The organism is Paenibacillus wynnii, assembly GCF_030812855.1.
Classification (GTDB): Bacteria; Bacillota; Bacilli; order Paenibacillales; family Paenibacillaceae; genus Paenibacillus_AQ; species Paenibacillus_AQ wynnii_A.
Window position 1 is genome coordinate 185,810 of sequence record NZ_JAUSTK010000001.1, and the last position, 25,322, is coordinate 211,131.

24 protein-coding genes are annotated in these 25,322 nt (G+C 45.5%); 9 read left to right on the forward strand and 15 right to left on the reverse strand.

Annotated elements, in window-relative coordinates; translation table 11 throughout:
• Positions 1-4: 4 nt before the first annotated feature.
• From J2T20_RS00740 to J2T20_RS00760, 5 genes are read left to right on the forward strand one after another with little or no spacing between them, the layout of a single operon-like run.
• Entirely contained in the window at positions 5-1,174 is a 1,170-nt protein-coding gene (locus J2T20_RS00740; protein ID WP_307584611.1) for a YheC/YheD family endospore coat-associated protein, read from the forward strand.
• Positions 1,175-2,548 (forward strand): YheC/YheD family endospore coat-associated protein, encoded by a 1,374-nt coding sequence (locus tag J2T20_RS00745; RefSeq protein ID WP_307584613.1) that lies wholly within the window; start codon positions 1,175-1,177, stop codon positions 2,546-2,548.
• Positions 2,545-3,678: a YheC/YheD family endospore coat-associated protein gene (locus tag J2T20_RS00750; RefSeq protein ID WP_307584615.1), complete on the forward strand. Its 1,134-nt coding sequence runs from the start codon at positions 2,545-2,547 to the stop codon at positions 3,676-3,678. The genes J2T20_RS00745 and J2T20_RS00750 overlap by 4 nt, the downstream gene beginning before the upstream one ends.
• A 5-nt stretch (positions 3,679-3,683) precedes the next feature.
• Positions 3,684-4,241 carry an N-acetyltransferase gene (locus tag J2T20_RS00755; protein ID WP_307584617.1) on the forward strand — a complete coding sequence of 186 codons (558 nt, stop codon included), beginning with the start codon at positions 3,684-3,686 and terminating at the stop codon, positions 4,239-4,241.
• Positions 4,223-5,356, forward strand: coding sequence for a YheC/YheD family endospore coat-associated protein (locus J2T20_RS00760; RefSeq protein WP_307584619.1), 1,134 nt, complete (start codon positions 4,223-4,225; stop codon positions 5,354-5,356). The genes J2T20_RS00755 and J2T20_RS00760 overlap by 19 nt, the downstream gene beginning before the upstream one ends.
• Positions 5,357-5,423: 67 nt before the next feature.
• On the opposite strand, the gene J2T20_RS00765 is transcribed toward J2T20_RS00760, so the two are convergent.
• Complete coding sequence (locus J2T20_RS00765) at positions 5,424-6,110, reverse strand: HAD family hydrolase (protein WP_307584620.1); 687 nt, start codon at positions 6,108-6,110, stop codon at positions 5,424-5,426.
• Between the two features lie 231 nt (positions 6,111-6,341).
• Positions 6,342-6,599 (reverse strand): AbrB/MazE/SpoVT family DNA-binding domain-containing protein, encoded by a 258-nt coding sequence (locus J2T20_RS00770; protein ID WP_036653928.1) that lies wholly within the window; start codon positions 6,597-6,599, stop codon positions 6,342-6,344.
• Between the two features lie 493 nt (positions 6,600-7,092).
• Between J2T20_RS00770 and J2T20_RS00775 the strand changes: the two genes are divergently transcribed.
• Positions 7,093-7,992: a hypothetical protein gene (locus J2T20_RS00775; RefSeq protein ID WP_307584623.1), complete on the forward strand. Its 900-nt coding sequence runs from the start codon at positions 7,093-7,095 to the stop codon at positions 7,990-7,992.
• Between the two features lie 41 nt (positions 7,993-8,033).
• On the opposite strand, the gene J2T20_RS00780 is transcribed toward J2T20_RS00775, so the two are convergent.
• The 4 genes from J2T20_RS00780 to J2T20_RS00795 all read right to left on the reverse strand — a co-directional run bounded on the left by J2T20_RS00780 (position 8,034) and on the right by J2T20_RS00795 (position 15,188).
• Positions 8,034-10,124, reverse strand: a complete 2,091-nt coding sequence (locus J2T20_RS00780) for an alpha-galactosidase (protein WP_307584625.1) — start codon at positions 10,122-10,124, stop codon at positions 8,034-8,036.
• A gap of 124 nt (positions 10,125-10,248) precedes the next feature.
• Entirely contained in the window at positions 10,249-11,577 is a 1,329-nt protein-coding gene (locus tag J2T20_RS00785; protein ID WP_307584626.1) for an extracellular solute-binding protein, read from the reverse strand.
• Positions 11,578-11,698: 121 nt separating this feature from the next.
• The gene (locus J2T20_RS00790; RefSeq protein ID WP_307584627.1) at positions 11,699-13,342 is read right to left on the reverse strand and encodes a response regulator; all 1,644 of its coding nucleotides are present in this window, start codon (positions 13,340-13,342) and stop codon (positions 11,699-11,701) included.
• Positions 13,335-15,188 carry a sensor histidine kinase gene (locus J2T20_RS00795; protein WP_307584629.1) on the reverse strand — a complete coding sequence of 618 codons (1,854 nt, stop codon included), beginning with the start codon at positions 15,186-15,188 and terminating at the stop codon, positions 13,335-13,337. The genes J2T20_RS00790 and J2T20_RS00795 overlap by 8 nt, the downstream gene beginning before the upstream one ends.
• Positions 15,189-15,362: 174 nt before the next feature.
• On the opposite strand from J2T20_RS00795, the gene J2T20_RS00800 reads away from it, so the two are divergent.
• Together J2T20_RS00800 and J2T20_RS00805 are read left to right on the forward strand one after the other, a co-directional pair.
• On the forward strand, positions 15,363-16,253 hold the full coding sequence (locus tag J2T20_RS00800) for a carbohydrate ABC transporter permease (protein WP_307584631.1): 891 nt from the start codon (positions 15,363-15,365) through the stop codon (positions 16,251-16,253).
• Positions 16,253-17,086, forward strand: coding sequence for a carbohydrate ABC transporter permease (locus J2T20_RS00805; protein ID WP_307584633.1), 834 nt, complete (start codon positions 16,253-16,255; stop codon positions 17,084-17,086). Before J2T20_RS00800 ends, J2T20_RS00805 begins: the two co-directional genes overlap by 1 nt.
• 117 nt (positions 17,087-17,203) lie before the next feature.
• Here J2T20_RS00805 and J2T20_RS00810 read toward each other — a convergent pair whose 3' ends face one another.
• From J2T20_RS00810 to J2T20_RS00835, 6 genes are all read right to left on the reverse strand, one after another.
• Entirely contained in the window at positions 17,204-18,304 is a 1,101-nt protein-coding gene (locus J2T20_RS00810) for a glycerol dehydrogenase (protein ID WP_307584635.1), read from the reverse strand.
• A 101-nt stretch (positions 18,305-18,405) separates the two neighbouring features.
• Positions 18,406-19,431, reverse strand: coding sequence for a CapA family protein (locus J2T20_RS00815; protein WP_307584637.1), 1,026 nt, complete (start codon positions 19,429-19,431; stop codon positions 18,406-18,408).
• 362 nt (positions 19,432-19,793) lie between these two features.
• Entirely contained in the window at positions 19,794-20,453 is a 660-nt protein-coding gene (locus J2T20_RS00820) for a class I SAM-dependent methyltransferase (protein WP_307584639.1), read from the reverse strand.
• A 140-nt stretch (positions 20,454-20,593) separates the two neighbouring features.
• Positions 20,594-21,616 (reverse strand): SDR family oxidoreductase, encoded by a 1,023-nt coding sequence (locus tag J2T20_RS00825; protein WP_307584641.1) that lies wholly within the window; start codon positions 21,614-21,616, stop codon positions 20,594-20,596.
• 24 nt (positions 21,617-21,640) lie between these two features.
• The gene (locus J2T20_RS00830) at positions 21,641-22,492 is read right to left on the reverse strand and encodes an NAD-dependent epimerase/dehydratase family protein (protein ID WP_307584643.1); all 852 of its coding nucleotides are present in this window, start codon (positions 22,490-22,492) and stop codon (positions 21,641-21,643) included.
• Between the two features lie 46 nt (positions 22,493-22,538).
• A complete protein-coding gene (locus J2T20_RS00835; RefSeq protein WP_307584646.1) occupies positions 22,539-23,477 on the reverse strand; it encodes an aldo/keto reductase family protein in 939 nt (312 codons plus the stop codon).
• A gap of 165 nt (positions 23,478-23,642) precedes the next feature.
• Here J2T20_RS00835 and J2T20_RS00840 point away from each other — a divergent pair, with 165 nt between their 5' ends.
• Positions 23,643-23,987, forward strand: coding sequence for a winged helix-turn-helix transcriptional regulator (locus J2T20_RS00840; protein WP_307584648.1), 345 nt, complete (start codon positions 23,643-23,645; stop codon positions 23,985-23,987).
• Positions 23,988-24,182: 195 nt separating this feature from the next.
• Here J2T20_RS00840 and J2T20_RS00845 read toward each other — a convergent pair whose 3' ends face one another.
• From J2T20_RS00845 to J2T20_RS00855, 3 genes are read right to left on the reverse strand one after another with little or no spacing between them, the layout of a single operon-like run.
• Positions 24,183-24,752, reverse strand: a complete 570-nt coding sequence (locus J2T20_RS00845; protein ID WP_307584649.1) for a manganese catalase family protein — start codon at positions 24,750-24,752, stop codon at positions 24,183-24,185.
• A 55-nt stretch (positions 24,753-24,807) separates the two neighbouring features.
• Positions 24,808-25,074: a spore coat protein CotJB gene (locus J2T20_RS00850; RefSeq protein ID WP_036648408.1), complete on the reverse strand. Its 267-nt coding sequence runs from the start codon at positions 25,072-25,074 to the stop codon at positions 24,808-24,810.
• 3 nt (positions 25,075-25,077) lie between these two features.
• Complete coding sequence (locus J2T20_RS00855; protein WP_373457736.1) at positions 25,078-25,293, reverse strand: spore coat associated protein CotJA; 216 nt, start codon at positions 25,291-25,293, stop codon at positions 25,078-25,080.
• Positions 25,294-25,322 lie beyond the last annotated feature (29 nt).

Sequence of the window (25,322 nt, forward strand, 5' to 3'; positions counted from 1 at the left end):
CATCATGACTGAAGCCGCACTGGGATTGCTTGGCATCATGACGTGCCGAAGAAGTGGGTCTCCCCCCTTTGCAGAGTCAAGCTTTTACAGCCATTTATGCCGTGTGGCCCTACTTTATGATTTAAAGGTTATTGTTTTTTCCCCGGATGAAATAAATACAGACAGTAAAACGGTAACCGGAATGAACTGGAGAAACGGGGAGTGGATATCGTTAGAAACCGCCCTCCCGGATATTGTTTATAATCGATGCTTTTACAGAAGTCAAAAAGAAAGAAAAGAAGCCGCAGCTGCATTAGCCGCTCTCCCCCAAGCTCTATCCTGGTCACGTGGACTTCCCGATAAATGGGGGGTATATGAAATACTGAAACGAAGCCACAGAGCTGCGGTGTTACTGCCTGAAACCCTGCTCTATACTAGTAGCTTCCGACTCAGCAACATGCTAGCAGAGAGAGAATACGGCGTATTCTTGAAGCCTTCGGCGGGAACACATGGCAAGCGCACCTTACATGCCCTGAAACAAAAAAAAGGTGGATTAAGCGTACGCGGGCGGGACGGAGAAAATGCTGTGTTTTACCACAACTTCCTGAATCAAGAGGACGGCTTCGAATGGATTCACAGGTTCATCGGCTCTCGCCGCTATATCATGCAACCTTACCTTCAACTGACAAATCGCATCGGACAGCCGTTTGATGTTCGCGTCCTGATTCAGAAAAACGGCCGGGGCCTGTGGGAACTCACCGGAATGGCCATTCGCCTGGGTAACCGCGGTTCACTTACCTCTAACCTACATGGCGGTGGAACAGCAATACCTGTACTACCCTTTCTACAGGAGGAATACGGTCCGGTAGGCCAATATATTAAGGAACAGCTTACTGAAGAAGCCGCTATTTTGCCTCCCCTTTTAGAAGCCGCTTGCGGCAGGCTAGGGGAGTTAGGTCTTGATTTCGGTATTGACAGCGGCGGCAGAATTACTCTGCTGGAGGCTAATTCCAAGCCTGGACGCACAGTCTTCCAACGCACTGGCGATCACAAGGCAGAACGACTCGCGCTTGAGAATCCGTTACGATATGCACGCCATCTACTACTAACCAACCGGCGTGTTCCAACATTGTCTGGAGGCAACTCCAGTGCACCCGGGAGAATGATATCAATGGTTCCTAAGGAGGATTCATAAATGAGTCTCACTTTTTGCAATTTGCATTTCACTAAGCAGCCCCAAAGAGTGGTGTATGTTTCGGGTGCGCTAATGAAAAGCTTGAAGCTGACCGGGAAGAAAAATATTAGGCTGCGGCTTGGGAGGGATACCATTCCAGCGCTGATTAAGCCGATCAAACGTGCAGGAAAGCATATGTTCCTTGCCTCAGGTGTGAAAACAGCTATAAAAGTACCCAAAACAGGGGGGATCTATTTACGAAATCTGCAAAATGATGAAGTACAACTCGGGCCGCTGGTAGGTGTACTGTCAGATGGACCTGGTTCCTCCACCCAGCCCTTCGGTTCCCGCACTGGCTTTATTAAGCAGCTCCTGCGTGAAGGCAGCAATAAATGCTATATTTTCGCGTTTATGCCGCGCGACATTAACTGGCAGCAAGAGCAGGTATACGGATACTTTCTGACTGAAGGCGGGAAATTCGAACGCAAAATGATCCCTTTGCCAGATGTTGTCTATAACCGACTGCCCAGCCGTCGTGCGGAGACTTCACCTTATATAAGTCAGCTGCGTGAGCGGTTAGCACGCAAGAAGATCCCTTTTTTCAACTGGAGCTTCTTTAATAAATCGGATATCTATCGGCTGCTGGAGAACGATAGCAGTGCGAACCGATATGTACCTGAAACGCACAATAATCCTACACCGGATCAAATGAGAGATATGCTGGATCGGCATCATTTCGTATATTACAAACCTTCAGCAGGAAGTCTGGGACACGGTATTTATCGGCTTACCTATTTGCCGAAAAGGGGCTATTTTGCCCGTTATCGCCGGAGCGGTAAAAATGTTCTGCTTCGCTTTGCCAGTTTTGACAGCCTAATGCGAATGCTGCGGTCCCGTCATGGTCGGACCTTGAACAATTATATCGTGCAGCAAGGTATTCGTTTGATTGAAATAGACAGCTGCCCCATCGATTTCCGCTTCCATATGCATAAGAACGGCAACAATCAATGGGTTGTAGTTGGAATAGGTGCCAAGCAAGCCGGGCGCGGCAGCGTGACGACTCACCTTAAAAACGGCGGTTCGCTGCTGACACCACAACAAGCGTTGGGACGTGTATTCGGTACCAAAGCCGACGAAGTCCTGCTTCGCGCCAAAGGAACAGCCGTCAAACTAGCAGAATCTCTGGAGATTCAGCACAGACATTTACTCGGTGAGATCGGCTTCGATCTCGGTATCGATCAGGATGAAGATATTTGGATGTTCGAAGCCAATGCGAAACCGGGAAGATCCATCTTCCGTCACCCTTCGCTACGTGCAGAGGGCAAGGCTTCTGTCGAGCACATTCTCGAACATTGCCTCTATCTCAGCAAATTCCGGAGGAGGGATGAGACGTGAACATCCGTACCCCTGACGTGAACAAACCAGTCATAGCCATTCTAACGACAAGTGACAAAGAACAGAAGTTTTGTGGAAACCGCAATAACTTCCGGGATATTATCAAGACCGGCAGGGATCTGGGGTTTCTAGTCTACGTAGTTACCGTCCGCAATCTGAAACTGGAATCGCGGGTGGTGATAGGCTACGTTCCAACCCCTGGCGGTAAGCAGTGGTCCAGTATACCCGTCCCCTTACCGCAAATTATTTATAACCGGATTCCTACCCGCTCACTGGAAGAAAAGCCCGCGGTCGCACGAAAAATTGCACAATGTCTGGAGCATCCGGACATTGTGCTGTACAATCCGTACTTTTTTAACAAATGGAACTTATTCGAATGGCTCAAGGGCTCGCGCGCAACCTCTAGGCATGTGCCGCAAACGAAACGACTGAAAAGTTCCCGAACTCTCGCCGCCATGCTGAAGAATCATAACAGCCTTTATCTGAAACCCGAGAATGGCAAGGCTGGAAAAGGCATAATGAGGCTCAAATATCTGGGCGATGCCCTTCTCCCCTACCGTCTGCAAATCCAAGGCGGCAAAAGGAATCTGACCTATAAAGCGGCCTCATTGGAACGGCTGTGGGCAAGGATCGGCAGGGAAAAGGCTCAGGAATTGTATATCGCACAGCAGGCGATTGAGCTGACGACTCACCGGGGGCGCCCATTTGATCTACGTGTACTGCTGCAAAAGAACGGCCGGGGGAGCTGGGCAGTAACAGGGATTGGAGCGCGTCTGGCCGGAGCGCAAAGTATTACCACCCATGTACCGCGGGGCGGCAGTATTGAGGAGCCTCTCAGCATGCTGGAAGGAACATTCGGCAATGAACGGGCAGCTGCTATTCTGAAAAGTGTCCCAACTACTGCACTATTAATCGCTCGTCAGATTGAGAGGGCTTGCGAATACACCTTGGGAGAAATGTCCATGGATCTCGGGGTAGATGAGCACGGGGGTTTATGGTTTTTCGAAGCCAACTCCCGTCCTATGAAATTCGATGAGCCTGCCATACGTAAGCTTTCACTGGAACGAATCTTTCAGTACAGTCAATATTTGAAACACCAACACGTCAGAAATACTGAATTAAGGAAGTGAGTTGCATGCAAATCTCCTCCCTCTACGATGCGGAGTCCGGGCCGTGGAACAGACAACTGGCGAGTCTGGTGCAATTCGTAAGGCATCACGGTGAACGGCGAATCACAAGCGACAGCTGCAGAAGACTAGCCCGTCTAACACCAGAGCAATTGCGCGTTCCCGGTGTATCTCTGCTCGTTGCGACCGTACGAGGGCAGCATGGCCGCCAATTGTCAGGCATCAGCTTTGTGTCGGGATATGGCAAGGAGTCATGCCTTGTTGCCGTTCATCCTTACCATCGAAGTAAACATACTGGAACTGCCTTGCTGATTGCCCAACTACAGCGTCTGGGAAGTCTGGAATGTTACGTTGCAAGCGACAACTCAGCCAGTCTTAAAATGTGTTTCAACGCGGGTCTTGTCGCCGTGTCACTAAGAAACGGACCCACCGGTAAGCCTACTCTGCTGCTCCGTTCACCGCAAAGTACTGGCTGCAACAACCTACTGCCAGTAAATGACGAAGCACAGAGTGATAAACCCATTACTTCACAAGAAGGTGAACTCTTATGCCGGAACCCGTCTTAGGTATTCTTACATTGTATTTGAACGAAGCCAAGCAGTTGGAAGAAAAAAGTGTGTACCAAAGGATGATCACCCAAGGTAAGCGAATAGGACTAGATGTCTTTGTGTTTACACCCATGGATGTTCACAGCAGCAAAGAGCTTATTCATGCGCTTGTCTATGATCCACAGACAGGGAAATGGTCACGAAAATGGCGGAATTTCCCCCAAATGATCTACGACCGATGCCGAATTCAGCGCAGCGCCCGGTTCCAGCAGTTGCTCCGCTTCCGTTCAAAATATAATCATTTGACCTTTCTAAATCGTCCACTTCGCAATAAATGGACCATTCATCAGACCTTTTCGCAAAAAGGCCGGTTTCGGCAGCACCTGCCGGAAACCCTGCTCTATCACTCCTCAGACGATCTGCTGCGGATGCTGAAACGTAGTCCTGTCATCTATATTAAACCAGCGAGCGGAACAGGTGGACGCGGTATATTGCGTATTGAAAAGCTTAAGGATCCCCGGGGAATGTTCGATATTCAAGGTCGCCGCCAGGACCGCCGTATCATCACTCCCCGTAAGGTTTCGCTTTCCCGGCTGAGCTCGATTGTACGGCAATGGTGTATTGGCGGACGTTTTCTCGTTCAACAAGGAATTCCCCTCCGCTTGCCTGGAGGACGTTTCCATGATTACCGCATGCTCGTACAAAAAAACGGTCAAGGTAAATGGGAAATGACCGGAATGGCAGGCCGCATCGGGGCTGCCCGTAGTGTAACCTCCAATCTGCATGGGGGCGGTCATGCAGTTCGCGCAGAGAAACTGCTGCGCGATTGGTTAGGCAGTGCGGAAAAAGCTGATAAGGCTATGAAGGCATCGGAAAAGCTTGGACTTGAGGCGGCAGCCTTTCTTGAAGATAGCTTCGGTGCACTCTGTGAGTTGGCTTTAGATCTCGCGATTGATCATGAAGGACGAATATACGTACTTGAGGTGAATCCGAAACCGGCACGCGAGGTATTTGCCCGTTCCGGGGATAGTGAAACCTATCGCAAAGCATTACTCAGACCCCTCGAATATGCTCTTTGGATCAATAAGAATAAGGGCATCAGCCCTCCTGCTTCCGTTAAAATCGAAGATTAAGTCAAAAAGCCTCACTCCGTATGAAGGAATGAGGCTCTTTTATATAATAAATTTATTATCCAGCTGCTTACTTCGCGTTGTCGTATAAATCCAGCAACTCTTCGAAGGAAGAAATAATAACATCCGAGCCCTTTAATTCATCCTGTCGGCCAAAACCTGCATATGCGCAGCCTATCACAGTCTGCCCGTTGCCTTTTCCGGCCTCTACATCAGACGAACGGTCCCCTACCATCCAGGCTTCGCTGATTCCATGATCATTCAGCAATAAGCCCAGCAGTTCAACCTTTGTTGCTGTATTTTGCCCGCCTGCACTGTACAACCCATCGAACAAATCTTTCATTTTATGTACTACAACGATGCTGTGAATATAATCCTTTAAGCCGTTGCTGGCTACGAATAGACGCACGCCCCGCTCCTTCAGCGCTGTCAATGTCTCAACAACCTTTGGATACAGCATTGTACCGCCTGCTTCAAGTCCCTCTATTTCGAGTTGCAAAAGCAGTTCATCCGCACGGCGGTGTACAGCCTCATCTGCCTCAGGCATCACGTTCTTCCAAATCTGCTCTAGGAGCATACCTAGACTACCCAGAATTCTTTCCTCTGGCGGGGTAGGCCCTGAATACAATCCTTCCTCACGGAGAATGTCGAACATTTTGTGATATGCAGGCAGAAGCAAGCTCTCCGTTTGAAACAATGTACCATCCATGTCAAATATTACGGCTTCCGGTTTATTTAACTGTGGTTCATTACTCATCTGATACCCTTCCCTTCCTAAATCGTATGCTGGGATTCCCTCTATAGGCAATAACGTTCTTACATGCCCTATGATATAGAAAGCATAGTTCATTGTCTAGATTGGCATCACAGCACAAGTTAGATTTAACTCCAACCCCTTTTGATATGCTCTATCTCTTCAAAAAAAAAAAAAAAGACTATTCCTTTCAGCAAATCTCTCTGCCGGAGGAACAGTCCTTTATTTGTATTATTACAGTCTGTCAAAGCTTGCAGTCAGTTCTTCAAGAATATCTTTGCTGATCATTTTACCCTTGAAATTAATCAAGTTTTCTGCACTGCCGGAAAAGACACAAGTAGGTTCGTATTTTCTGAGAATAATTTTTTCCCCGTCCACAAAAATTTCGAGTGGATCCTTTATGTCAATCCCCATCGTTCTGCGTAATTCGATCGGAATAACGATACGTCCCAATTCATCAACTTTTCTTACAATACCTGTTGCTTTCATCATTATACATCCTCCCCTGAAATAACACTTATATAATCATTCATGTCAAAAGCTTACAAAGCCTCTATGTAGTAGTAATGATTACGCCTTACTTGCATTTTAAAGTGCTATTTCTTTCCTGTCAATTTTTTTCTACAACTTTTGATATATATCGACAAATTATTCGACAAAATTTAGGCGTATTTCGACAAACAACAACGATTGTCATGAAATTTTAATTTATATAGATAGAACTTAAGATTTCTAGAATAAAGGATTGGTCGCACTGCGGTGAATGTTTGGACTTCCGGCCGCTGTTGTATACAGATTTCTTTGAATCAAACCGCTCTTCGCGGTAGAAATCCGCAGACAAAGGCGAACGCTCTCGCTCCTCCAGTTCCAAAATCCCCCTTCGTCACTCCGTTCCCTTTTCTCTAATTTTAAAGTTCAATTTATATAGTTTAAAATATGTAAAAAAACCTTCGCGTATTTTGCGAAGGTCTTTTCCCTTTTTTACGTGGCCATACTGAGCGCTCTAGGTCAATTCAAATGTATTTTTACCTTTGAATCCGTCCAATCCAGCTTTCGGGAGCAATTCAAATGTATTTCTACACCTGAATCCGCCCAATTCAGCTTCCGGGGTCTATTCAAATGTATTTTTACCTTTGAATCCGTCCTATCCAGCTTCCGCGGTCTATTCAAATGTATTTTTACATCTGAATCCGGCCAATTCAGCTTCCGGGGTCTATTCAAGTGTATTTTTACACTTGAATCCGCCCAATTCAGCTTCCGGGGTCTATTCAAGTGTATTTTTACACTTGAATCCGGCCAATTCAGCTTCCGAGATCAATTCAATTGTATTTTTACACTTGAATCCGCCCAATTCAGCTTCCGGGGTCTATTCAAGTGTATTTTTACACTTGAATCCGCCAAATTCAGCTTCCGGGGTCTACTCAAATGTATTTTTACACTTGAATCCGTCCTATCCAGCTTCCGAGATCAATTCAATTGTATTTTTACACCTGAATCCGCCCAATTCAGCTTCCGGGGTCTATTCAAGTGTATTTTTACACTTGAATCCGGCCAATTCAGCTTCCGGGGTCTATTCAAGTGTATTTTTACACTTGAATCCGGCCAATTCAGCTTCCGAGATCAATTCAATTGTATTTTTACACCTGAATCCGCCCAATTCAGCTTCCGGGGTCAATTCAAATGTATTTTTACATCTGAATCCGGCCAATTCAGCTTCCGAGGTCCATTCAAATGTATTTTTACACTTGAATCCGCCCAATTCAGCTTCCGGGGTCAATTCAAATGTATTTTTACATCTGAATCCGGCCAATTCAGCTTCCGTGGTCTACTCAAATGTATTTCTACACTTGAATCCGTCCAATCCAGCTTCCGAGGTCAATTCTAGTGTATTTTTATCTTTGATATGTTTTTTTTACAGTATCCGTTCTATGAACGAATCTCAAACAGACGGGCAATCTTACCGCTAGGAAGGGATACCGTCAGTGCCCCTTCATCCTTGCTCCATTGCCAGTCCGTATCCGGCTTCTGAGGATAAGCGCAGCTAATGTCCGGTTCCTGTCCCTTCAGACTCTCAAGGGGCAAAGTGATAGACTTGGCATCTCCCGCAATCCGCCACACTGCCAGATAACGGCGGTTGCCGCGCTTGAGACCGAAGCTTACCCAATCCGCTTGTGAATTCGGAAGACCGAGCGGCCAGAACGGGGTCGAATGCGGAATGTCGCTGCGGATCACTTTGTAATAATCCAAAGCCTCCTTTACCAACTCCCTGCGCCGTGGACTAAGCTCCGCCAAATGCCCGCTCTGATGTACGCGTAGCAAAAGCGCATTGATCATATTGAAAATAACCTCCTCGTCATCCCCTTCACGTAGCGGGTAAGACCATACCGCCGACTGCTCGGGTGTAAGGGCAGCCGGCGAGGCTGCAGCAATTGCCGCATACTGCACGTAATCTTCCTGATCACTCGTGGACTGAATGCTGTGGCGGCTGAGCATCGCATAGTCCATACGCATTCCGCCACTGGAACAGTTCTCAATCACGAGGTTAGGATATCGTACAAATATACTATCGAGCCAAGCCAGATAAGCACGGTTATGCTTAAGCAATCCATCCCCAAAGCTATCCGCATCCGTCTCCGTACCGATACCCGCATTAATGTTATAATCCATTTTGATATAGCCCACGCCGTAATCTTTAACCAATCTCTTAATTACGCCGTCGGCATGTTCTATGACCTTTGGATTTCGGTAATCCAGGTGATACCGGCTTCGATCCTTAATCCTTTTTCCATGCCGCATAAAGAACCAGCTGTCATCTGTTTCCGTAAGCTTCGGACTATTGATACCCATAACCTCCAACTCCAGCCAGAGACCCGGAATCAACCCTTTTTCCCGGATATAGTCCAGTACGTACTTTATACCCTCTGGAAACCGCTCCTCTGAAGGGAGCCACTGCCCAACTCCATCCCACCATTCGCCCGGTGCGTACCAGCCTGCATCAATACAGAAATATTCGCAGCCCACATCAGCCGCGGCATCAATTAATGGCAGCAGCTTCTCCGTTGTGGGACTTCCCCACAGACAATTCATATAATCATTGAAAATAATCCGCAGCAGCTCGTTATCCTCATTGGGACGGCGAATGGTTCTGCGATAAACAGTAAGCTGCTCGATAGCTGCTTCAAATCCGCCCTGAACTGAGCCGACAGCCACCGGTACAGAAGTAAATTCCTCACCCGGCTCCAGTTTCTTCCACCAATGATTATCACTTTCGGTAGGTCCGCTTATCAATAGACTCAATTGGTCGTATTGATCCGTCATTTCCCAGTGCCATGATCCATTATGTTCAATCTGCCAAAAGAGACTTGTCGCGCTTTCCTTATTGTGCAGAACCGCCATAGGGATAAGCTCAGCTGCCGACCATGAACCCGTGTTACTGCAAGCTATCCGCTTCGAACCGCGATCTGATAGATGCGACATACCCAGCTCCGGCAAACTGTAGGTCCACCATTGGATCTCACTCTGCCAACCGCTATGTGCCAACGACACCTCTATCTTATCGCTTCGGTCGCTTGATCCTTCTTTATCAACCCCTGTGAGGGTAAATGAAGAAACGTATTCAACAGATACCGCTTCATCGCCTGCATTCTTAAGTACTGTCCAGCAGCGCATGATTCCAATCTCTTTATAGAACTGAAAATACTGGACTGCACGAAGTCCGGTTATTCCGTCAACCAGATGTATTTCAAGCTTACGCCCCAGCTCATTTGTAGAATCCGTATAATGATCAAAGGTCATGCGAAGTCCGGGATAAGAGGCCCGGTGTGTACGGCCGTGATATTCAGCGCGATCTTCACCCGACAGCTGCAGTTCCATTAACCGGAAGCCTGGCTTATTTTTTTCGGAGATATCTACACTTAGCGGTTCCGCACCGAAATGAAGCAGACGTACGTCTTTCTCATCCGTAATTTCTAGTACAAGATAAAGTTCATTTTCTGCTATCTCAATGATTTTACTCATGAACAAATCCAGCCTCCTGTCCGTTCTTGAATACATGTATTTGCTTACTTATTATAAATAAGAAAGGGGCATCCCTCCAGTAAATGAAGCTTACTGTGGAGATACCCCCGACCTTTACTATCGCTTACTGTGCAGCAGATCCAAATTGAATCCATGCTTTTTGAATTTCGGTGATCGCTTGATCTTTAGTTTTGCTGCCGCCAATATAAGCTTGCATCAATTCACCAAACTTCTGGTGGAAGGTATCCAGTGAATAGTTAACGGACAGGTCACCGGATTTTTCTGTTTTAAGAATCTCTTCCATTTGCTTAGGCATGTCCAGAGCAGGAAGTGGAGCATCTTTGATCGGCGGAATAACCTTAGCAACAGTAGAGAACCAGTTCTTGCCGTACTCGGAAGTATACAACCAGTTGAAGAACTCAATAGTCTCTGCAGCAACAGCGGAATCCTTGTTAATGCGCAGCGCCTGATCGGCACCTGTAATGATCATGGATTGTTCCGCTTTTTCGCTGACAGGGTAGCCCATAATTCCAAGCTGGAAGTCCGGTGTAATCTTCTTAATGGCTTCTTCGTCCCAAGCGCCCTTGCCTGTCATGAATGCTGCCTTGCCGAGTGCAAAGTCGCTCACTTCAGCATTGCTGTCGCGTTCAAGCGGCTTATCAGTTCCGTATTTAACTGTGGTATCCACGAACTTGAAGAAGTTATCATTTAGTACCGGATGATCCTTGAATGTTGTTTTTCCGGCAATGAAATCAGCTACGAGTGTTTTGGCGTCAGTGCCTGCGTCTATAGCAGCTGCATCAACAAAGTGTTGGAAGATGTGTTTCCACACCCACCACTCTTTATAAGCATTGGCGAATGGCGTAATTCCTTTAGCTTCGAGCTTTGTAATCGCATCATCCAATTGTGCAGTTGTCTTTGGAACTTCAGTAATCCCTGCATCAGCAAGAAGCTTTTTATTATACATTAGTACAAATAGATTTCCTTTTACCGGAAGACCAAGCACTTTGCCGTCTTTTGAGCTCATGTTGGAGCGAACAGCATCCGTCATTGCAGCAGCAAGTGGCTCATTTGTAAGATCGGCACTATATTCAGCAAAAGTATCAATATCTCCGCCAGCCGTAGTTTGGAAAACATCAGGTGTGCTTCCAGCGGCAATTTTGGATTTCAAAACGGTATTGTAATCGGCTTGCATAATTTCAAGGTTGATCGTTACATTTGGTTTTACCTTCTTGTACTCAGCAATATAAGCGTTAAAAGCATCTGTGTATTCAGGAGAAGCCGTAAACATGTTAATCTTAACCTCTTTAGCAGAGCCAGCGTTTGCATTTCCGTTACCTGCACCAGTATTGCCTGCTGTATTGTTTACGGCATTATTGTTACCGCCGCAGCCAGCAAGTAATCCGCCTACGAGCAGCAGACTTGCAGATACTGTCCATAATTTTTTAAACATGATGTTGCCCCCTTTTCCTATGCATCTTGTGGTCTTGATGTCATTCTAAAGAAAAAGAAAAAGGATAAGAATGTACATAAGTGAACTTATAAGGGTAAAAAAGTATTCTCATGAAACCGTTTCACTTTTCTCCCTCCACCAAGGCGATTCTATATTCAGTAGGTGAGCACTCGTAGTAATTCCGAAAGGCTTTACTGAAATAGTTCTTGTCCTTATATCCCAGCATCTCGGATATATCCTGAATCTTGAGGTTTGGATCCCCAAGCAAATCCTTCGCTTTGTCCATTCTTACCTTTTGAACATACTCGTGAATGCCATAACCATATTGCCCCTTGAACAGCTTCATTAAGTACTCTCTGCTCAGGAAATACTTATCCGTAAACAGCGATATTTTAATATTCTCAAAATAGTGATTATCAATGTAATCTTTTATATTCCCTAGTACACTGGAGCGATCCCCAGCCAGGACCTTGCTGATCTCAGCACTGTATCGGTCCAGTATCTCATTCAGCAGCTCTTCAAATTGACCAAAGGAGGCAAAATCACCTAGGATACCTAAGCCTCGAAGGCCCTTTTCTCCCTCATTCTGTAAACGTTCCAAAGGTACATTCAATTCTGAGGCAACATCATTCAATAAAATAATGAATTCTTGTAGAGTCCGGTCTGCCTCACCGATACTGAAGCCATCTGAATCCCTCCACTTTTTAGTGAACTCGTTTAGTGTACTTTTGGCGTGATTCATATTTCCGCTCTCTAATGCAATACGAATTACAGGCATCCGGCTAGTGAGGGAGGGATTGTCTTTGGATATGATTTTATCCGAAAGATTCGCTACTATAGATCCCTTAAGCTTCAGAAGATCAACACTATTTAACACTGTCTTCGCGGTATCATAGGACTTAGCTATATCCATAATATCTCCGTAGGGCTGGCCCAGACCCGCAGCTACTGTAATTCCGAATAGCTCCTTCAAGGAAGAGGCTACTTTCTTCATATGATAGAGGGTTCGGTAAGCCGCATCTTCTCTATAACCGCCCTTCATCGTAAAAATGGCGATATATTCACGTTCTCCTTTAGGACTCAGGAAACTAAACGCCTGCAACTGATCGTCGCTGATCTCATTAATGACATTGGTTACTGCAAAATGAAGCAAATCGCTGTCTTCGTAGAAACGTTCTTTTCTAACCTGCTCCAGATTAAGGACTCTCAAATGACCTGCCACAAAATAATTACCTGCAGTATCCGCACCGATTAGTGGAAGAAAAGCCTCATTGGATTGGTTCTTGAAACTTCGCTCAATGATAGAAAAGTACATTTTTTCCTTCAGCTTCGGCAGTGACATATTAAGGGTAATATTTTTGTTAATAAATTCGCTTTCCTTCTTACGTTTAGCCTCCAATATATCTACAGCTTTCTGCAGAGCAGCATTTAGGTCTATACGATTAACCGGCTTCAACAAATAATCTACAACCTTAGAACGAATCGCCTGTCGGGTATATTCGAAATCATTGTACCCGCTGATTACTATTGTTAAGAGATCTGGATAATCCTGTTCCACAATCTGCAAGAGTTCAGAACCGCCCAGCTCAGGCATCTTCATGTCGACAATGGCGATATCAATTTTGTGCTGCCTAAGCATCTCCAGACCCATGTTACCGTTCGTAGCTTCCAACAGTTGTTCCACACCCAGTCCTTGCCAATCTCCCAGGATCGTAATGGCTTCACGTAAAGGTTCTTCATCATCAATGATCAAAACTTTATACATGCTTAATACCTCCTCTCGGCAACAGCATGTCCATCTCTGTCCCGTTCTCATCACTCTGTATTACTAACCCTGCTTCATCCCCATATAAAAGCTTAAGTCGGGCATTTAAGTTTTTCAGCCCGATGCTTTCATTCTCACCCTCATCCAATTCTTCACGGTCCTCCCACTGCATCAGCAACGTATTCAGAACTTGCTCCAGCTTGCCTTCGCTAAAGCCGGGTCCATTATCAGCCACAGAAATCACAAAGAAACTTGGTGTCATGCGTGCTTTGATTGTAATTGTAATCGTAGAAGACACCTTTTCTAGCGCATGCTTTATACAATTCTCTACCAACGTTTGTATGGAGAGCTTTGGAATTTTCAGCTCCATCAGTTGATCATCCCATTCGTAAACCACCTGCATTCTTCCTCCAAAACGGGCTTTTTGCAGAGCTAAATAACGTTCAATATGCTTTAACTCTTCTCTGGCATGGACAACGTCCTTGCCGCTTATACAATATCTCAGTGTCAACGCTAGATTATCGACCATATCTACAATGTCATCATTGTTATTCTTCAAGGCTTTGGTAGAAATGGCCTGAAGCGCATTGTATAGAAAATGAGGATTGATCTCCGCTTCCAGCGCCTTTAACACAGCGTTTTTTTCTACAATTTTCATTTTGTAGCGCTCATTAATCAATTCGTTAGTGTTCTCTACCATTTTGTTAAAATGACGTGATAAATAGGCGATTTCATCTTTTCCCTCAACCTGGGCCGTCACATCGAAGCTCCCTGTACTGAAACGTTTCATTTGCAGCGACAGATTTTTGAGCGGTTTTGTAATTTTGTTGGAGGTGAAGCTGACAAGAATAACCGAGACAATCAGGAAGATCAAACCGATCATATAATTCAAATTCCGTGTGGTGTTAGCTGCTTCATAGATCTCTTTGTAGGGAATCGGCTTGATGAGCTTCCAACCCTCTTTTTGACTGCTATTATAGATCACTAAATACTTCTGCTCGTCGTCCGACCATGTGAACCGACCGCTGACTTCCGTTAGCTTTTTTAACAACCCAGCTTGTTCACTTTTCGCAAAAAACTTTGGATCATCTACATAAAAAGGCTGCTGGTCCGGACTGACGTACATCAGATGCTGCCCGCTGCTAAAAGGAATATCCTTCATAATCTCGTCCTTCACGGAGGAGTTGAAATAAAGGGATAATACGGCCTGCGGCTCTCTTGAAATAATAGAGCGAAACAATCTGTGATAGCCCATAAAGCTATTTTCCTTGTTCACAGGATAATCAATACCCGTCATCTGTTCCGATTCTTCTTTCACAAATGACTGATAAGAGCGGTTATTAGGACTTTCCAGTGCTTTCTGATACCACGTTAGATTCTCAATCGGCGGATGCTCTACAACCCGGACTGCAATATTGTAATTCTCCTTCGTTACAGAGTAGTACTTATTTTCCTTAATGACATACAGATAAATAGCCTCCAGATCGTTACGCGAAAAGTAAAGATTCTTCAAATAATCCTGTACATACATTTTCGAAGCATAGTCTGTGGATTCGTGCAAAATAGCATAGATGATTTCGTCATATGAAATTTGCGGCAGAGATAATTGTTCAATACCGTCCAGGTAGCTCTCCAGATTACGCCCGACTAATAATAAATTGTTACTGGTACTAGCTATACTATTGTTCACAGACTCCTTCTGCAGCATCCCATATGAAATAAATGTCAGGGAAGTCACGACTAGGATAATAATCAGGGTGAATAACAAAATAAGCTTGTTCACAAGCCTTCGTGACACGGACTCAAACAGGTTTTGTAACGGTCTAAATATCATTTTTCTAAACATGCCAGTCATCCTCCCTGCATCAGATTCAGTTCACCTTTTTACCCCTATCTGTACTCTTAAATCCATTTTTGAGTCTAGTGGACTGCTCTATAATACTCAATATAGACTAACCTGAATGACTATGAGTGGCAAGCATTACAAGACTCCTACCCCAATACAAGAAGAGGTGCAACCATGTTAAAAACTCTGGGCAGAAAATGGCGTGAAAAGATGGAGTTCGGTATTTTCACTCTGCCGGTACTCATCTGTATCGCCGTAGCATTCTACATTCCTTTTGCCATGACGATTCGTTACTCCATGACCAAGTGGAACGGAATATCTAAGAATCCTGTGTTTGTTGGCTTCGATAATTTTAAGCAAATATTTATGGGCGATACCAATTTTGCAGATTCGGCTTGGTTTACCATAAAGTATGCAGTGCTGTACATTATTCTCGTTAACATGTTAGCCATTTTGCTGGCGATCGTACTGGATATGAAGCTGAGAACAACTTCGTGGCTAAGAGCTGCTTTCTTTGTTCCCTATATTCTTAGTCTTGTGATTGTCGGTTTTATCTGGAAATTCATCTTTATGCAAGGTTTTAGCTCACTAAGTGCAAGTACAGGCTGGGGGATGTTCGATCTTAGCTGGCTCGGGACACCTGGACTGGCATTCATCTCCATCCTTGCCGTTTCGATTTGGCAATCCATCGGGTTCTACTTGGTTATATATATCGCAGGTCTGCAATCGGTACCGGAAGATCTTAAGGAAGCAGCAACCGTTGATGGCGCAGGCCCCTTCAGAAAATTTTTCAGTATCACATTGCCATTGCTCGCCCCATCGATCACCATCTCCGTGTTCATGGCGCTGACTAACTCCATTAAGGTATTTGATGTAATTCTGTCGCTGACTGGCGGTGGACCCGGAGGTACGACATACAGTGTTGCCTATGATATTTACCGGGATACCTTCCAGAACAACCTCTACGGTTACGGTACAGCTAAAGCACTTATTCTGTTCCTAGCGGTTCTGGTGGTCACCATAATTCAATTATCCATCTTTAAGAGAAGAGAGGTTGAGGCATAATGAAAACCCAAAGTAAATCAAGTCGTATCATCATTGAAGTAGTTATGGTTATCCTCTCCCTACTATTTCTATATCCGCTGTTCCTGACGATTATTAACTCCTTCAAAAGCTTTGGCGAGGTCATGACAGATGTAATCGCTCTACCAAAGCAATTGGTGTTCAGCAACTATACTTATGTATGGCAGTTTATCAATTATCCGAAGTTGTTCATGAACAATATGGTTATCACCACTATCGGTTTGCTCGGGATCGTCTTCGTTTCTTCCATAGCTGCTTACAAACTGGCGCGGACGAAATCAAAATGGAGTGGTATTCTATATTTCCTGTGTATCATGCCGATGCTGATTCCTTTCCAATCGATCATGTTAACCGTGCTGCAAATCTCTAAGAATATTGGTTTATCCGAAAGCACCTGGGGACTTGGAGTCTTGTATTGGGGCTTCGGAGCTCCTCTAGCCGTATTTATCTACCACGGCTTCGTAAAGGGCATTCCGATGGAAATTGATGAGAGCGCAACTATAGACGGCGCATCAGGCTTCCGCTTGTTCTTCAGCGTTATCTTCCCGTTGTTGAAATCAGTAACAACAACCATCGTCATCATCGATGTGATGTGGATCTGGAATGACTTCCTGCTTCCACTGCTTATGGTAAACGGCTCACCGGATACGAAGACCCTCACCTTGGCTGCCTATACCTTCGTTGGGCAATATACATCGGATTGGCAATATGCCATGACGGCTATGGTTATGGCTGTACTTCCATCCATCGTAGTGTTTATCTTCCTGCAAAAATACATCGTTAAAGGTGTAGTAGCTGGTGCAGTTAAGGGCTGATGCGGTGCAGGTGTAATAGAGAGTGTTATGGGACGAGAATAACAAATAAAAAGAGGGTATCCTTCGGGCCAAATGGCTCGCGGGATACCCTCTTTACATATGAAGAAAGACAGCCACCTAATGAGTGGGATACAAAGAACCACGTCTATCGGCTGCTAGGATAGCCTCAAGAACCTTAGCGGCATTTACCGGGAATGGCATATTGTGCATCGGACTGTCTTCACTGCAGCTGGCCTCAGCCGCAAGCATCAGCCGATTTCTTTCGATCCCGGACAGCCCCAACTCCTTCATTGTTACTGGGAGGCCTACCTTTCTGCAGAAGCCGATCACTCGGTCAATCTCCTTTTCAGGCACCTGCTCCAGCATAAGCTGTGCTATCGTTGCGAAAGCTACCTTCTCGCCGTGAAGCATACCCCGACATTCCTCAAGCTGCGATAAACCATTATGAATAGCATGGGCCGCGGCTAGTCCTCCGCTTTCAAAACCAATACCGCTTAAGTAGATATTCGCCTCAATAATATGCTCAACCGCCGGAGAGCTTTCCCCCAGCTTAACATCGAACATGGCCTCCTCACCCTCAGCCAAAATAGTCTCGAGACAAGCTTTGGCCAATGAGTATGCGGCGATGGAGCCCGTTCCTCCAGCGTAAGTCCGTGCACCTGAGGAACGGCAGGCCCGTGCTTCGTAGTAGGTTGATAACGCGTCTCCCATCCCTGCAGCGAGCAGTCTGGCGGGAGCCTTAGCAATTAACTCAACGTCGGCAATGACTACATCGGGATTTCTTAATAACGGGAGATAGCTGTCGAAATCACCATCATCTGTATACAGCACCGCTAGAGCGCTACAAGGGGCATCCGTAGAAGCCACAGTCGGCACGATGATTACAGGAAGCGCAGCAAAGTGACTGACCGCTTTAGCCGTATCCAAAGTTTTGCCGCCCCCTATTCCAAGAATAACATCTACCGTTTGCGGATCGAAGCTTTGGATGATACGCTCCACCTGATTTCGGCTGCATTCCCCTTGAAACTCTGTCAACACCAGAGGAATAGAGCTAACTGCAAAACTATGCGCAATATCCTCCTGGTATCGAGTGAGAATGAAAGGATCGACGATAGCCAAAGCTCCCTTCGCACCTAGCTGTACACAATAATCCCCCAGCTTTCGTATTTCACCTGCGCCCTGGATGTATCTGGACGGAGAAAACAACACTTGAGTCATATGATCAGCCTCCCTGACTTTGTTATCCTCTTATTCTAAGGAAGACCGCTTGATTTCCGCAGTGAAAAAAGTTTTTTTTTACCTATTATCAGAAACCTAAATTATTCCTCACTTACTACGCCCTGGGCATCTATTTTCGCATTATATGATAACTTATTCAGGGTCTTAATGGTTTCTTTATTATAGTGATCATCCATAAAATTAGGCTGCCCTCTTATTATTTTTACCGGAGTGATTTGGCCTGTGACTGAAGAGCCCTTAATTTCAATATTCACCAGCATGGATTGTAATGTTTTATCTCCACCGCGAGTCGACCGATTAAATACAAAGTTTCCTAATGAATAGTAGATCGGCTTATGCTTGTAAAATTCAACCCCCATGAGACAGTGGCTATGGGCACCTACAATCATATCTGCACCGCTATCAATGATTTTTTTAGCCAGTGTGCGTGCATAGTTCTCAGGATAGTCCTTAAATTCCTCATTCCAGTGGATATATACAACTGTAAAGTCATTCACCTTGGAGGATTTCTTGATTTCGCTTAGCATCGGTTCCATAGTATAGGCTGAAGCTGCACCCGCATGATTACTGCCGGCATACCATGAGGGATCCGAAAGTACACGACTTACCCCAAGGACAGCGATTTTTTTCCCTTGAATGGTTTTAACATAGGGGGAAAAAGCCTCCATGCTGTTTTTACCCGCTCCAGTATGACCTATTTTGTTTCTATCCAGGTGAATCAGGGTATCCAGCATCGCCACGCTGCCATAATCAAGGACATGATTATTCGCCAAGCTTACACCATCTATTCCTGCATATACCAACCCTTTTAATGTCTTTGGCTCTGAGCGAAAAACAAATGATTTGCTGGACGGATTCCCACGAGTGGACACAGGAGTCTCCAAATTTGCAAAGGACATATCTGCCTTTTTCAGCATGGGAGCTACTTTCACAAAGGGATAATTGACCCCGAATTGATCGATCTGATCTCCGACAAACCCATCTAACAGAATGTCTCCGGCAAATATAAGATGAATAGGATTTGAGAGTGACTCCTCCGCACTTACGGAAGTGGAAGCTGGAAAGATCCAAATAAGAATAAGTGCACATACTATTAATCTTCGCAATCTCTTTTACCCCTTTTGTAAATCGTATTCCTCCCATTCTACTCTATTGAAATCAAGACTCCAAATTTTGATAGATTTAAAATACATCTAATTTCCTCCATATTGACCTCATGAGCGAAACCAAGTGTATAAATGCAACTAATTTCCTCCAAATCGACCTCATGAGATAAATCAAGTGTATAAATGCAACTAATTTCCTCCAAATCGACCTCATGAGATAAACCAAGTGTATAAATGCAACTAATTCCCTCCAATTCGACCTCACGAGCTAAACCAAGTGTATAAATACAACTGATTTCCTCCAAATCGACCTCATGAGCCAAATCAAGTGTATAATTACATCTGATTTCCTTCAAATCGTCTTATTGAGTTACCTTTTTTAGGACTGCCCTGAAGCAATGGAGCCCATCCCACAAGTCGGTGCTTACCGCATCTGTCGGAAGATCAAAATCTGTCTCCCCCCAATAAACAAATCCAGATTGCAGAAAAAGCTCATTCATCAAGGGAAGGTTTACTGAAGGGTATTCAAAGGTCAGAACCAGCAAACCCTCTCCATTCAATGTTCTATGAAATTCACGCAAGGCGTAAATCGTATCTTGTGAGGATAAGTGCTCAAGCACGGAGATGCAAAATATCGTATCAAAGCTTTCGTCCTCATATGGGAGGTCCGTCAGACTAGCGTGTGCCAGGTGAAGCCTATCCGTCCTGATATGTAAGACTTCCTTCGCTGCCTCTACCCCAAAATCCTGAACAATCTCATCCATGATTGCCTTTTCTGATAGTATCCGTTCATCCACATCACAGGCGTAGGTTTCCTCACAGATCTCTGCAAGATAGTACTTCAAGGGATGTGAAATACCACAGGCTGCATCGAGAACCGTATCATGGGGAGAAATGAAATTCATACACCACTCGTATTCATAGGGTCTGCTCCACCAGGATTCCGGCAAATGATAAATCAACTTTTCTCGCCTTGCATCGGTATTCACAAAAAAACGGGAAACATAAGGATGTGTCGGCATGGCCAGGGCTCCTTTTTTGGGGAATTCGGTAGTGAGAGTATATTCAAAATTCTTTGTTTCATTCCTCACATGGAGCACAGGAAAAAGGCAGGCCGAATGTGCTCATTCGCCTGCCCAGCCTATATTTATAAGTTAATTATTTAGACAAATGTCGAAAGCGGCTTCGCCTCTGTACCATGAGTCGTAATTAGGAGATCCAATAATGCCGACCACTCCGGGTCTGTCGTGCACTGTTCCGGGTGTGATTCAAACCAAACCAAGGTCTGCTTAATCCCTTCGGAAAAAGGCACCGTTGCCTGATAGTCCGGTACTAGACCTTTGATTTTACGGTTGTCGAAAACGATACTTACAGCTTGGTCACCAATCAGTCCATCTGCCGTGCCCAGAGGTGAAATAGCTGCGATGAAATCTGTCGAAATATGCACAACCATAGGATCGACACCTGCGGCCTCTCCAATTTTACTATAAATTTGGTTCCAGCTTAATACCTCATCAGAGGTGATATGAATCGCTTCGCCAATCGATTCCGGGTGTCCTAGCAATCCTACAAAGGCTTTAGCAAAATCCGAGTTATGTGTTAACGTCCAAAGCGAAGTTCCGTCTCCATGGATAACAATAGGAAGTCCCTTACGGATTCGGTCTATCATCGACCACGGATGCTGCCAACTGGTTAGAGCAGCCGGAATTGCGGTATCCCCGTAGGTATGTGAAGGCCGGACGATGGTCACCGGAAACCCAGTGGTGCGGTGAGCCGTAAGCAATAGCTGTTCGCAGGCGATCTTGTCGCGTGAATACTGCCAGAAGGGATTCTCCAGCGGTGTTTCTTCCGTTACTACGTAATGCTGCAGCGGCTTCTGATACGCAGATGCAGAGCTTATAAAGATGTACTGCTTTGTTTTCTCGGCAAATAGCTCAAGATCTGTCTGCACATGGTCTGGAGTAAACGCAATCCAATCCACAACCACATCAAATTCATAATCCTTAAGCGCAGCGGCAGCCTCTGTCTGGTTACGAATATCGCCCAGAATCACCTTCGCCCCTTCCGGTACGAATTCATCCCGCTGTCCTCTATTAAACAAGTACAATTCCACACCACGTTCAACGGCCAGCTTGGATACAGCTTGGCTGATCAGTCCTGTTCCACCAATGAATAATACTTTCATCTTGGACTACCCCTTTATGATTAGTTATTCACTTTTAACATGATCCCGCCAAGCATGCTTCGGCTGCCAATTCAGCAGGCTTTTGGCTTTCTCATTGCTGAGGAGCGTTTCATAACCGGTTAGCGGTTGGCGGAATTCAGTCACTTCCGGAAAACGGGCCTCCAGCAACGCGCGGCTTGATACGGCCATGCTTGTATCGTCAGCGGCAATATTCAACTGTACTGCACCCAGTCCTTCAGCCTCAACCGCCTTCTGACAGGCCTCCGCGACATCGCGTGTATCAATATAACTCCAAAGTATCCGGTCGCGCTGTTCAGGATCATGAATGAACGATGGAAATTGCTCATATGCCGATGGGTCAATCACATTTCCGATCCGAAGAGAGACAATCTGCATCCCTGTTCTGCGATGGAACATATCTGCTGTCAGTTCATTGACAACTTTGGACAACCCATAACTGTCCTGGGGCAGTTGGGGATGGTCCTCGTCCATAGGAACATACTGCGGGCCAAAACGGTTAACCGCAAAAACAATACCGTAGGAAGATTCACTGGAGGCGATAACCGCTTTACGGATTCCAAGTCCAGCCGCGGCTTCCAGAATATTATAGGTCGACATCACATTGTTCTGAAAAGTGACTTCATTCGTCTTAATATGAGCAGCAGGAATGGCCGCCAAATGCACTACCGCATCTGCCCCTGCCAGTACACTGTATACTTCGCCTAAGTTATTTAAATCTGCGATCAGAGTATGGCCTAAGGAATCGGCAGGCTTATGCGTATCTACATTAACAACCTCATAACCTTGCTCTATAAAATGACGAACCACCCATTTACCGAGCATGCCGCTGCCCCCGGTAATTACAACCTTTGCCATTCTAATTCCTCCATTTATAAGTACATAAATTCGATTTACTATGAAATTAGACTAAAATATCTTCAACCTGCTTCAGAACCTCTTCCGTAAGCTCGATTCCTGAGGCTTTAACATTCTCCTCAACCTGTGACGGACGACTCGCTCCGACCAGAGCACTGGAGACGTTTGGTTGTCTAAGAATCCAGGCTAAAGCAAGCTGACCCACTGTCAGGTCAAGCTCAGAAGCAACCTTCCCAAGCTGTTGTACTTTCGCTATCTTTTCTTCCGTAATTCCATTACGTACCCAATCCAGCTTAGCCGCGCGACTCTCCGCCGGAACATCGGTGACTGAGGCATATTTACCGGTCAGCAAGCCCTGAGCCAGTGGGGAAAATACAACCTGACCTATCCCTTTGCGCTCACCTAGAGGAATAACTTCCTTCTCTATATATCTTTCGAACATATTATAAATAGGTTGATTCACGACAATCTTGTCGAGCAGATAACGGTCTGCAATAGACAATGCCTCTGTCATCTGCGCAGCTGTCCATTCACTGACACCGATATAGAACACCTTGCCCTGACGAACCAAATCATCAAGCGCACGTAATGTTTCTTCTAGAGGAGTCTCTGGATCGAAACGGTGGCAGTATAATATATCCACATATTCTGTACCCAGCCGCTTCAAGCTTGCATGACACTGCTCCGTAATATGCTTGCGGGAGAGACCGCGGTCATTAGGCCCTTCACCCATAACCCCGAACACTTTCGTCGCAAGTACATAAGATTCACGGGAGTATGCTTTTAACGTCTCACCCAAAACCTTCTCCGCTGCACCCTTTTCATACACATTTGCTGTGTCAAAGAAATTGATACCTAGGTCGTAAGCGGTTTCAATCGCCTTAACTGCATTTTCATTTTCTACATAACCACCGTATGTCAACCAGCTGCCCAGACTAATCTCACTAACTTTAACTCCACTTTGGCCTAATCTTCTAAACTTCATTCTTTTTTCCTCCTCATTAGATAGCTACTCTATCCTCTTACCGTGATCCCTTTTCATTCTAGAGTAGTTTGTATATAATTTAAAGAAGTGAAAAAATGTTCATTATATTATATAAAATATACTTACTATACAAGAGTATAGTGGAATAGAGCAGGAGGAGATCTTGTGGAAGCAGCTAATACGTCAAGAAATTATGTCCCGAAAAACCCTGTTGTTATTGACTGTAATGTAGAAAAAACTCTTGATGTTCTCGGTGGAAAATGGGCTTTTCTGGTCCTAAGAGAGCTGTTCGACGGTACCAAACGATTTGGCGAGCTGCAACGCAATATCAAATGCATCAGTCCTCGCGCATTAACGAATACACTTCGTCATTTGGAAGATCAGGGTGTACTTGAACGCCATGCCTTTCCAACGGTTCCCGTAACGGTAGAATATACTTTAACCCCTAAGGGTGTGGATTTACACCAGATTTTGAAGGAAATGAAGCTGTGGGCGGCGAAGTGGACGTAGGGCTTGCTTTGAAATACTAGCAATCAGCTTAAAATCGTTGCCTTATAAACTCGTAAAAAAGCACACAGTCCGAGGTTGGGACCCCACTGTGTGCTTTTTTGTGATCCAACCAAGACTCGAAAAGTTAAGCATCCTATTTCCTGAACGGCAAAAGAGCAGCCCCGAATGGAGCCGCTCTTCTGTAGCATTGCTGCTTCAGTACACCCGCTTATACTCCATATCCTCTTTTATAATCTCTACCGCTTCCTTAAACCGCAGGGCATGCACAATCTCCCGCTCCCGCAGGAACTTAAGACTGTCCTGTAAATCCACATCATCCGTCATGTCGATCAGCCACTGGTATGTAGCCCGGGCTTTTTCCTCAGCAGCAATATCCTCGTAAAGATCAGCCAATGGGTCTCCCTTGGCCTGAATATAGGCTGCCGTCCATGGAACCCCCGCTGAATTCTGGTAGAACAGGGCATGATCGCGCTGAGCATAGTTCGGACCGAGACCGGCGGCCTCAAGCTGCTCTATGGTGGCGTCCTTCGTCAGCTTGTAAATCATAGTAGCAATCATCTCGAGGTGGGCAAATTCTTCGGTGGAAATATCATTTAACACACCAATCACCTTGTCAGGAATAGTATACCTTTGGTTCATATAGCGCAGCGCTGCTGCCAGCTCACCGTCTGCGCCTCCATATTGCTCCGTCAAATAACGGGCCATACGGACATCGCATTTACTAACCCTAACCGGGTATTGCAGCTTCTTCTCATATATCCACATGCGGAAGCTTCCCCTCCTTAGTAACTTGCTTGTAACTCATCAATATGATTACCTCTTAGACCTGCCAAGGCCAAGGACTTTGGCTCCATTCCCATGGACATTTTGAATAAGCACGGCCAAAATTCTGAAGCGGTCCGTATAGCTCCTGAAATTGCTTAGCCATACGTGTACGTTCCTGGGTTAGTTGATTAAACTGCTGAATACTCCTTAAATCCCCGGGATGAGTATTAAGGTATAGGTTCAGCTCTACCAATGCAAAATCAACAATTTGTAATTGCTCCAGCATTTCATAATAGCGGGGCTCGCAAGGATTTGCCTCCATAACCTAGTTCCCTCCTCTGCACTTGGATTCATACGGACTGAAAAGTGCCGGCCAAAGTGTACCCGCTTTTAAAGCCTCAGGTAAACTGTACTGCGGCAGATCCGGCGGCTGATAACCAATGTACTGATTGGGCGGCACGACATAGGTCTTAAAAGGTTTTGGCGGACAGGGATCAAACGGCCCCCTATACGGCGTGTACACTCGTTCCTGAGAATCCAATGTTAACATCCTCCTTTACTCATTTCACT

Bases quoted from the DNA above. Each gene is read 5' to 3' on its own strand.
- J2T20_RS00795 (WP_307584629.1), bottom strand. From the start codon at position 15,188: ATGTTTAGAAAAATGATATTTAGACCGTTACAAAACCTGTTTGAGTCC.
- J2T20_RS00755 (WP_307584617.1), top strand. From the start codon at position 3,684: ATGCAAATCTCCTCCCTCTACGATGCGGAGTCCGGGCCGTGGAACAGA.
- J2T20_RS00785 (WP_307584626.1), bottom strand. From the start codon at position 11,577: ATGTTTAAAAAATTATGGACAGTATCTGCAAGTCTGCTGCTCGTAGGC.
- J2T20_RS00820 (WP_307584639.1), bottom strand. From the start codon at position 20,453: ATGCCGACACATCCTTATGTTTCCCGTTTTTTTGTGAATACCGATGCA.
- J2T20_RS00845 (WP_307584649.1), bottom strand. From the start codon at position 24,752: ATGTGGATATATGAGAAGAAGCTGCAATACCCGGTTAGGGTTAGTAAA.
- J2T20_RS00830 (WP_307584643.1), bottom strand. From the start codon at position 22,492: ATGGCAAAGGTTGTAATTACCGGGGGCAGCGGCATGCTCGGTAAATGG.
- J2T20_RS00745 (WP_307584613.1), top strand. From the start codon at position 1,175: ATGAGTCTCACTTTTTGCAATTTGCATTTCACTAAGCAGCCCCAAAGA.
- J2T20_RS00760 (WP_307584619.1), top strand. From the start codon at position 4,223: ATGCCGGAACCCGTCTTAGGTATTCTTACATTGTATTTGAACGAAGCC.
- J2T20_RS00800 (WP_307584631.1), top strand. From the start codon at position 15,363: ATGTTAAAAACTCTGGGCAGAAAATGGCGTGAAAAGATGGAGTTCGGT.
- J2T20_RS00825 (WP_307584641.1), bottom strand. From the start codon at position 21,616: ATGAAAGTATTATTCATTGGTGGAACAGGACTGATCAGCCAAGCTGTA.
- J2T20_RS00780 (WP_307584625.1), bottom strand. From the start codon at position 10,124: ATGAGTAAAATCATTGAGATAGCAGAAAATGAACTTTATCTTGTACTA.
- J2T20_RS00740 (WP_307584611.1), top strand. From the start codon at position 5: ATGACTGAAGCCGCACTGGGATTGCTTGGCATCATGACGTGCCGAAGA.
- J2T20_RS00770 (WP_036653928.1), bottom strand. From the start codon at position 6,599: ATGATGAAAGCAACAGGTATTGTAAGAAAAGTTGATGAATTGGGACGT.
- J2T20_RS00850 (WP_036648408.1), bottom strand. From the start codon at position 25,074: ATGGAGGCAAATCCTTGCGAGCCCCGCTATTATGAAATGCTGGAGCAA.
- J2T20_RS00805 (WP_307584633.1), top strand. From the start codon at position 16,253: ATGAAAACCCAAAGTAAATCAAGTCGTATCATCATTGAAGTAGTTATG.
- J2T20_RS00810 (WP_307584635.1), bottom strand. From the start codon at position 18,304: ATGACTCAAGTGTTGTTTTCTCCGTCCAGATACATCCAGGGCGCAGGT.
- J2T20_RS00765 (WP_307584620.1), bottom strand. From the start codon at position 6,110: ATGAGTAATGAACCACAGTTAAATAAACCGGAAGCCGTAATATTTGAC.
- J2T20_RS00790 (WP_307584627.1), bottom strand. From the start codon at position 13,342: ATGTATAAAGTTTTGATCATTGATGATGAAGAACCTTTACGTGAAGCC.
- J2T20_RS00835 (WP_307584646.1), bottom strand. From the start codon at position 23,477: ATGAAGTTTAGAAGATTAGGCCAAAGTGGAGTTAAAGTTAGTGAGATT.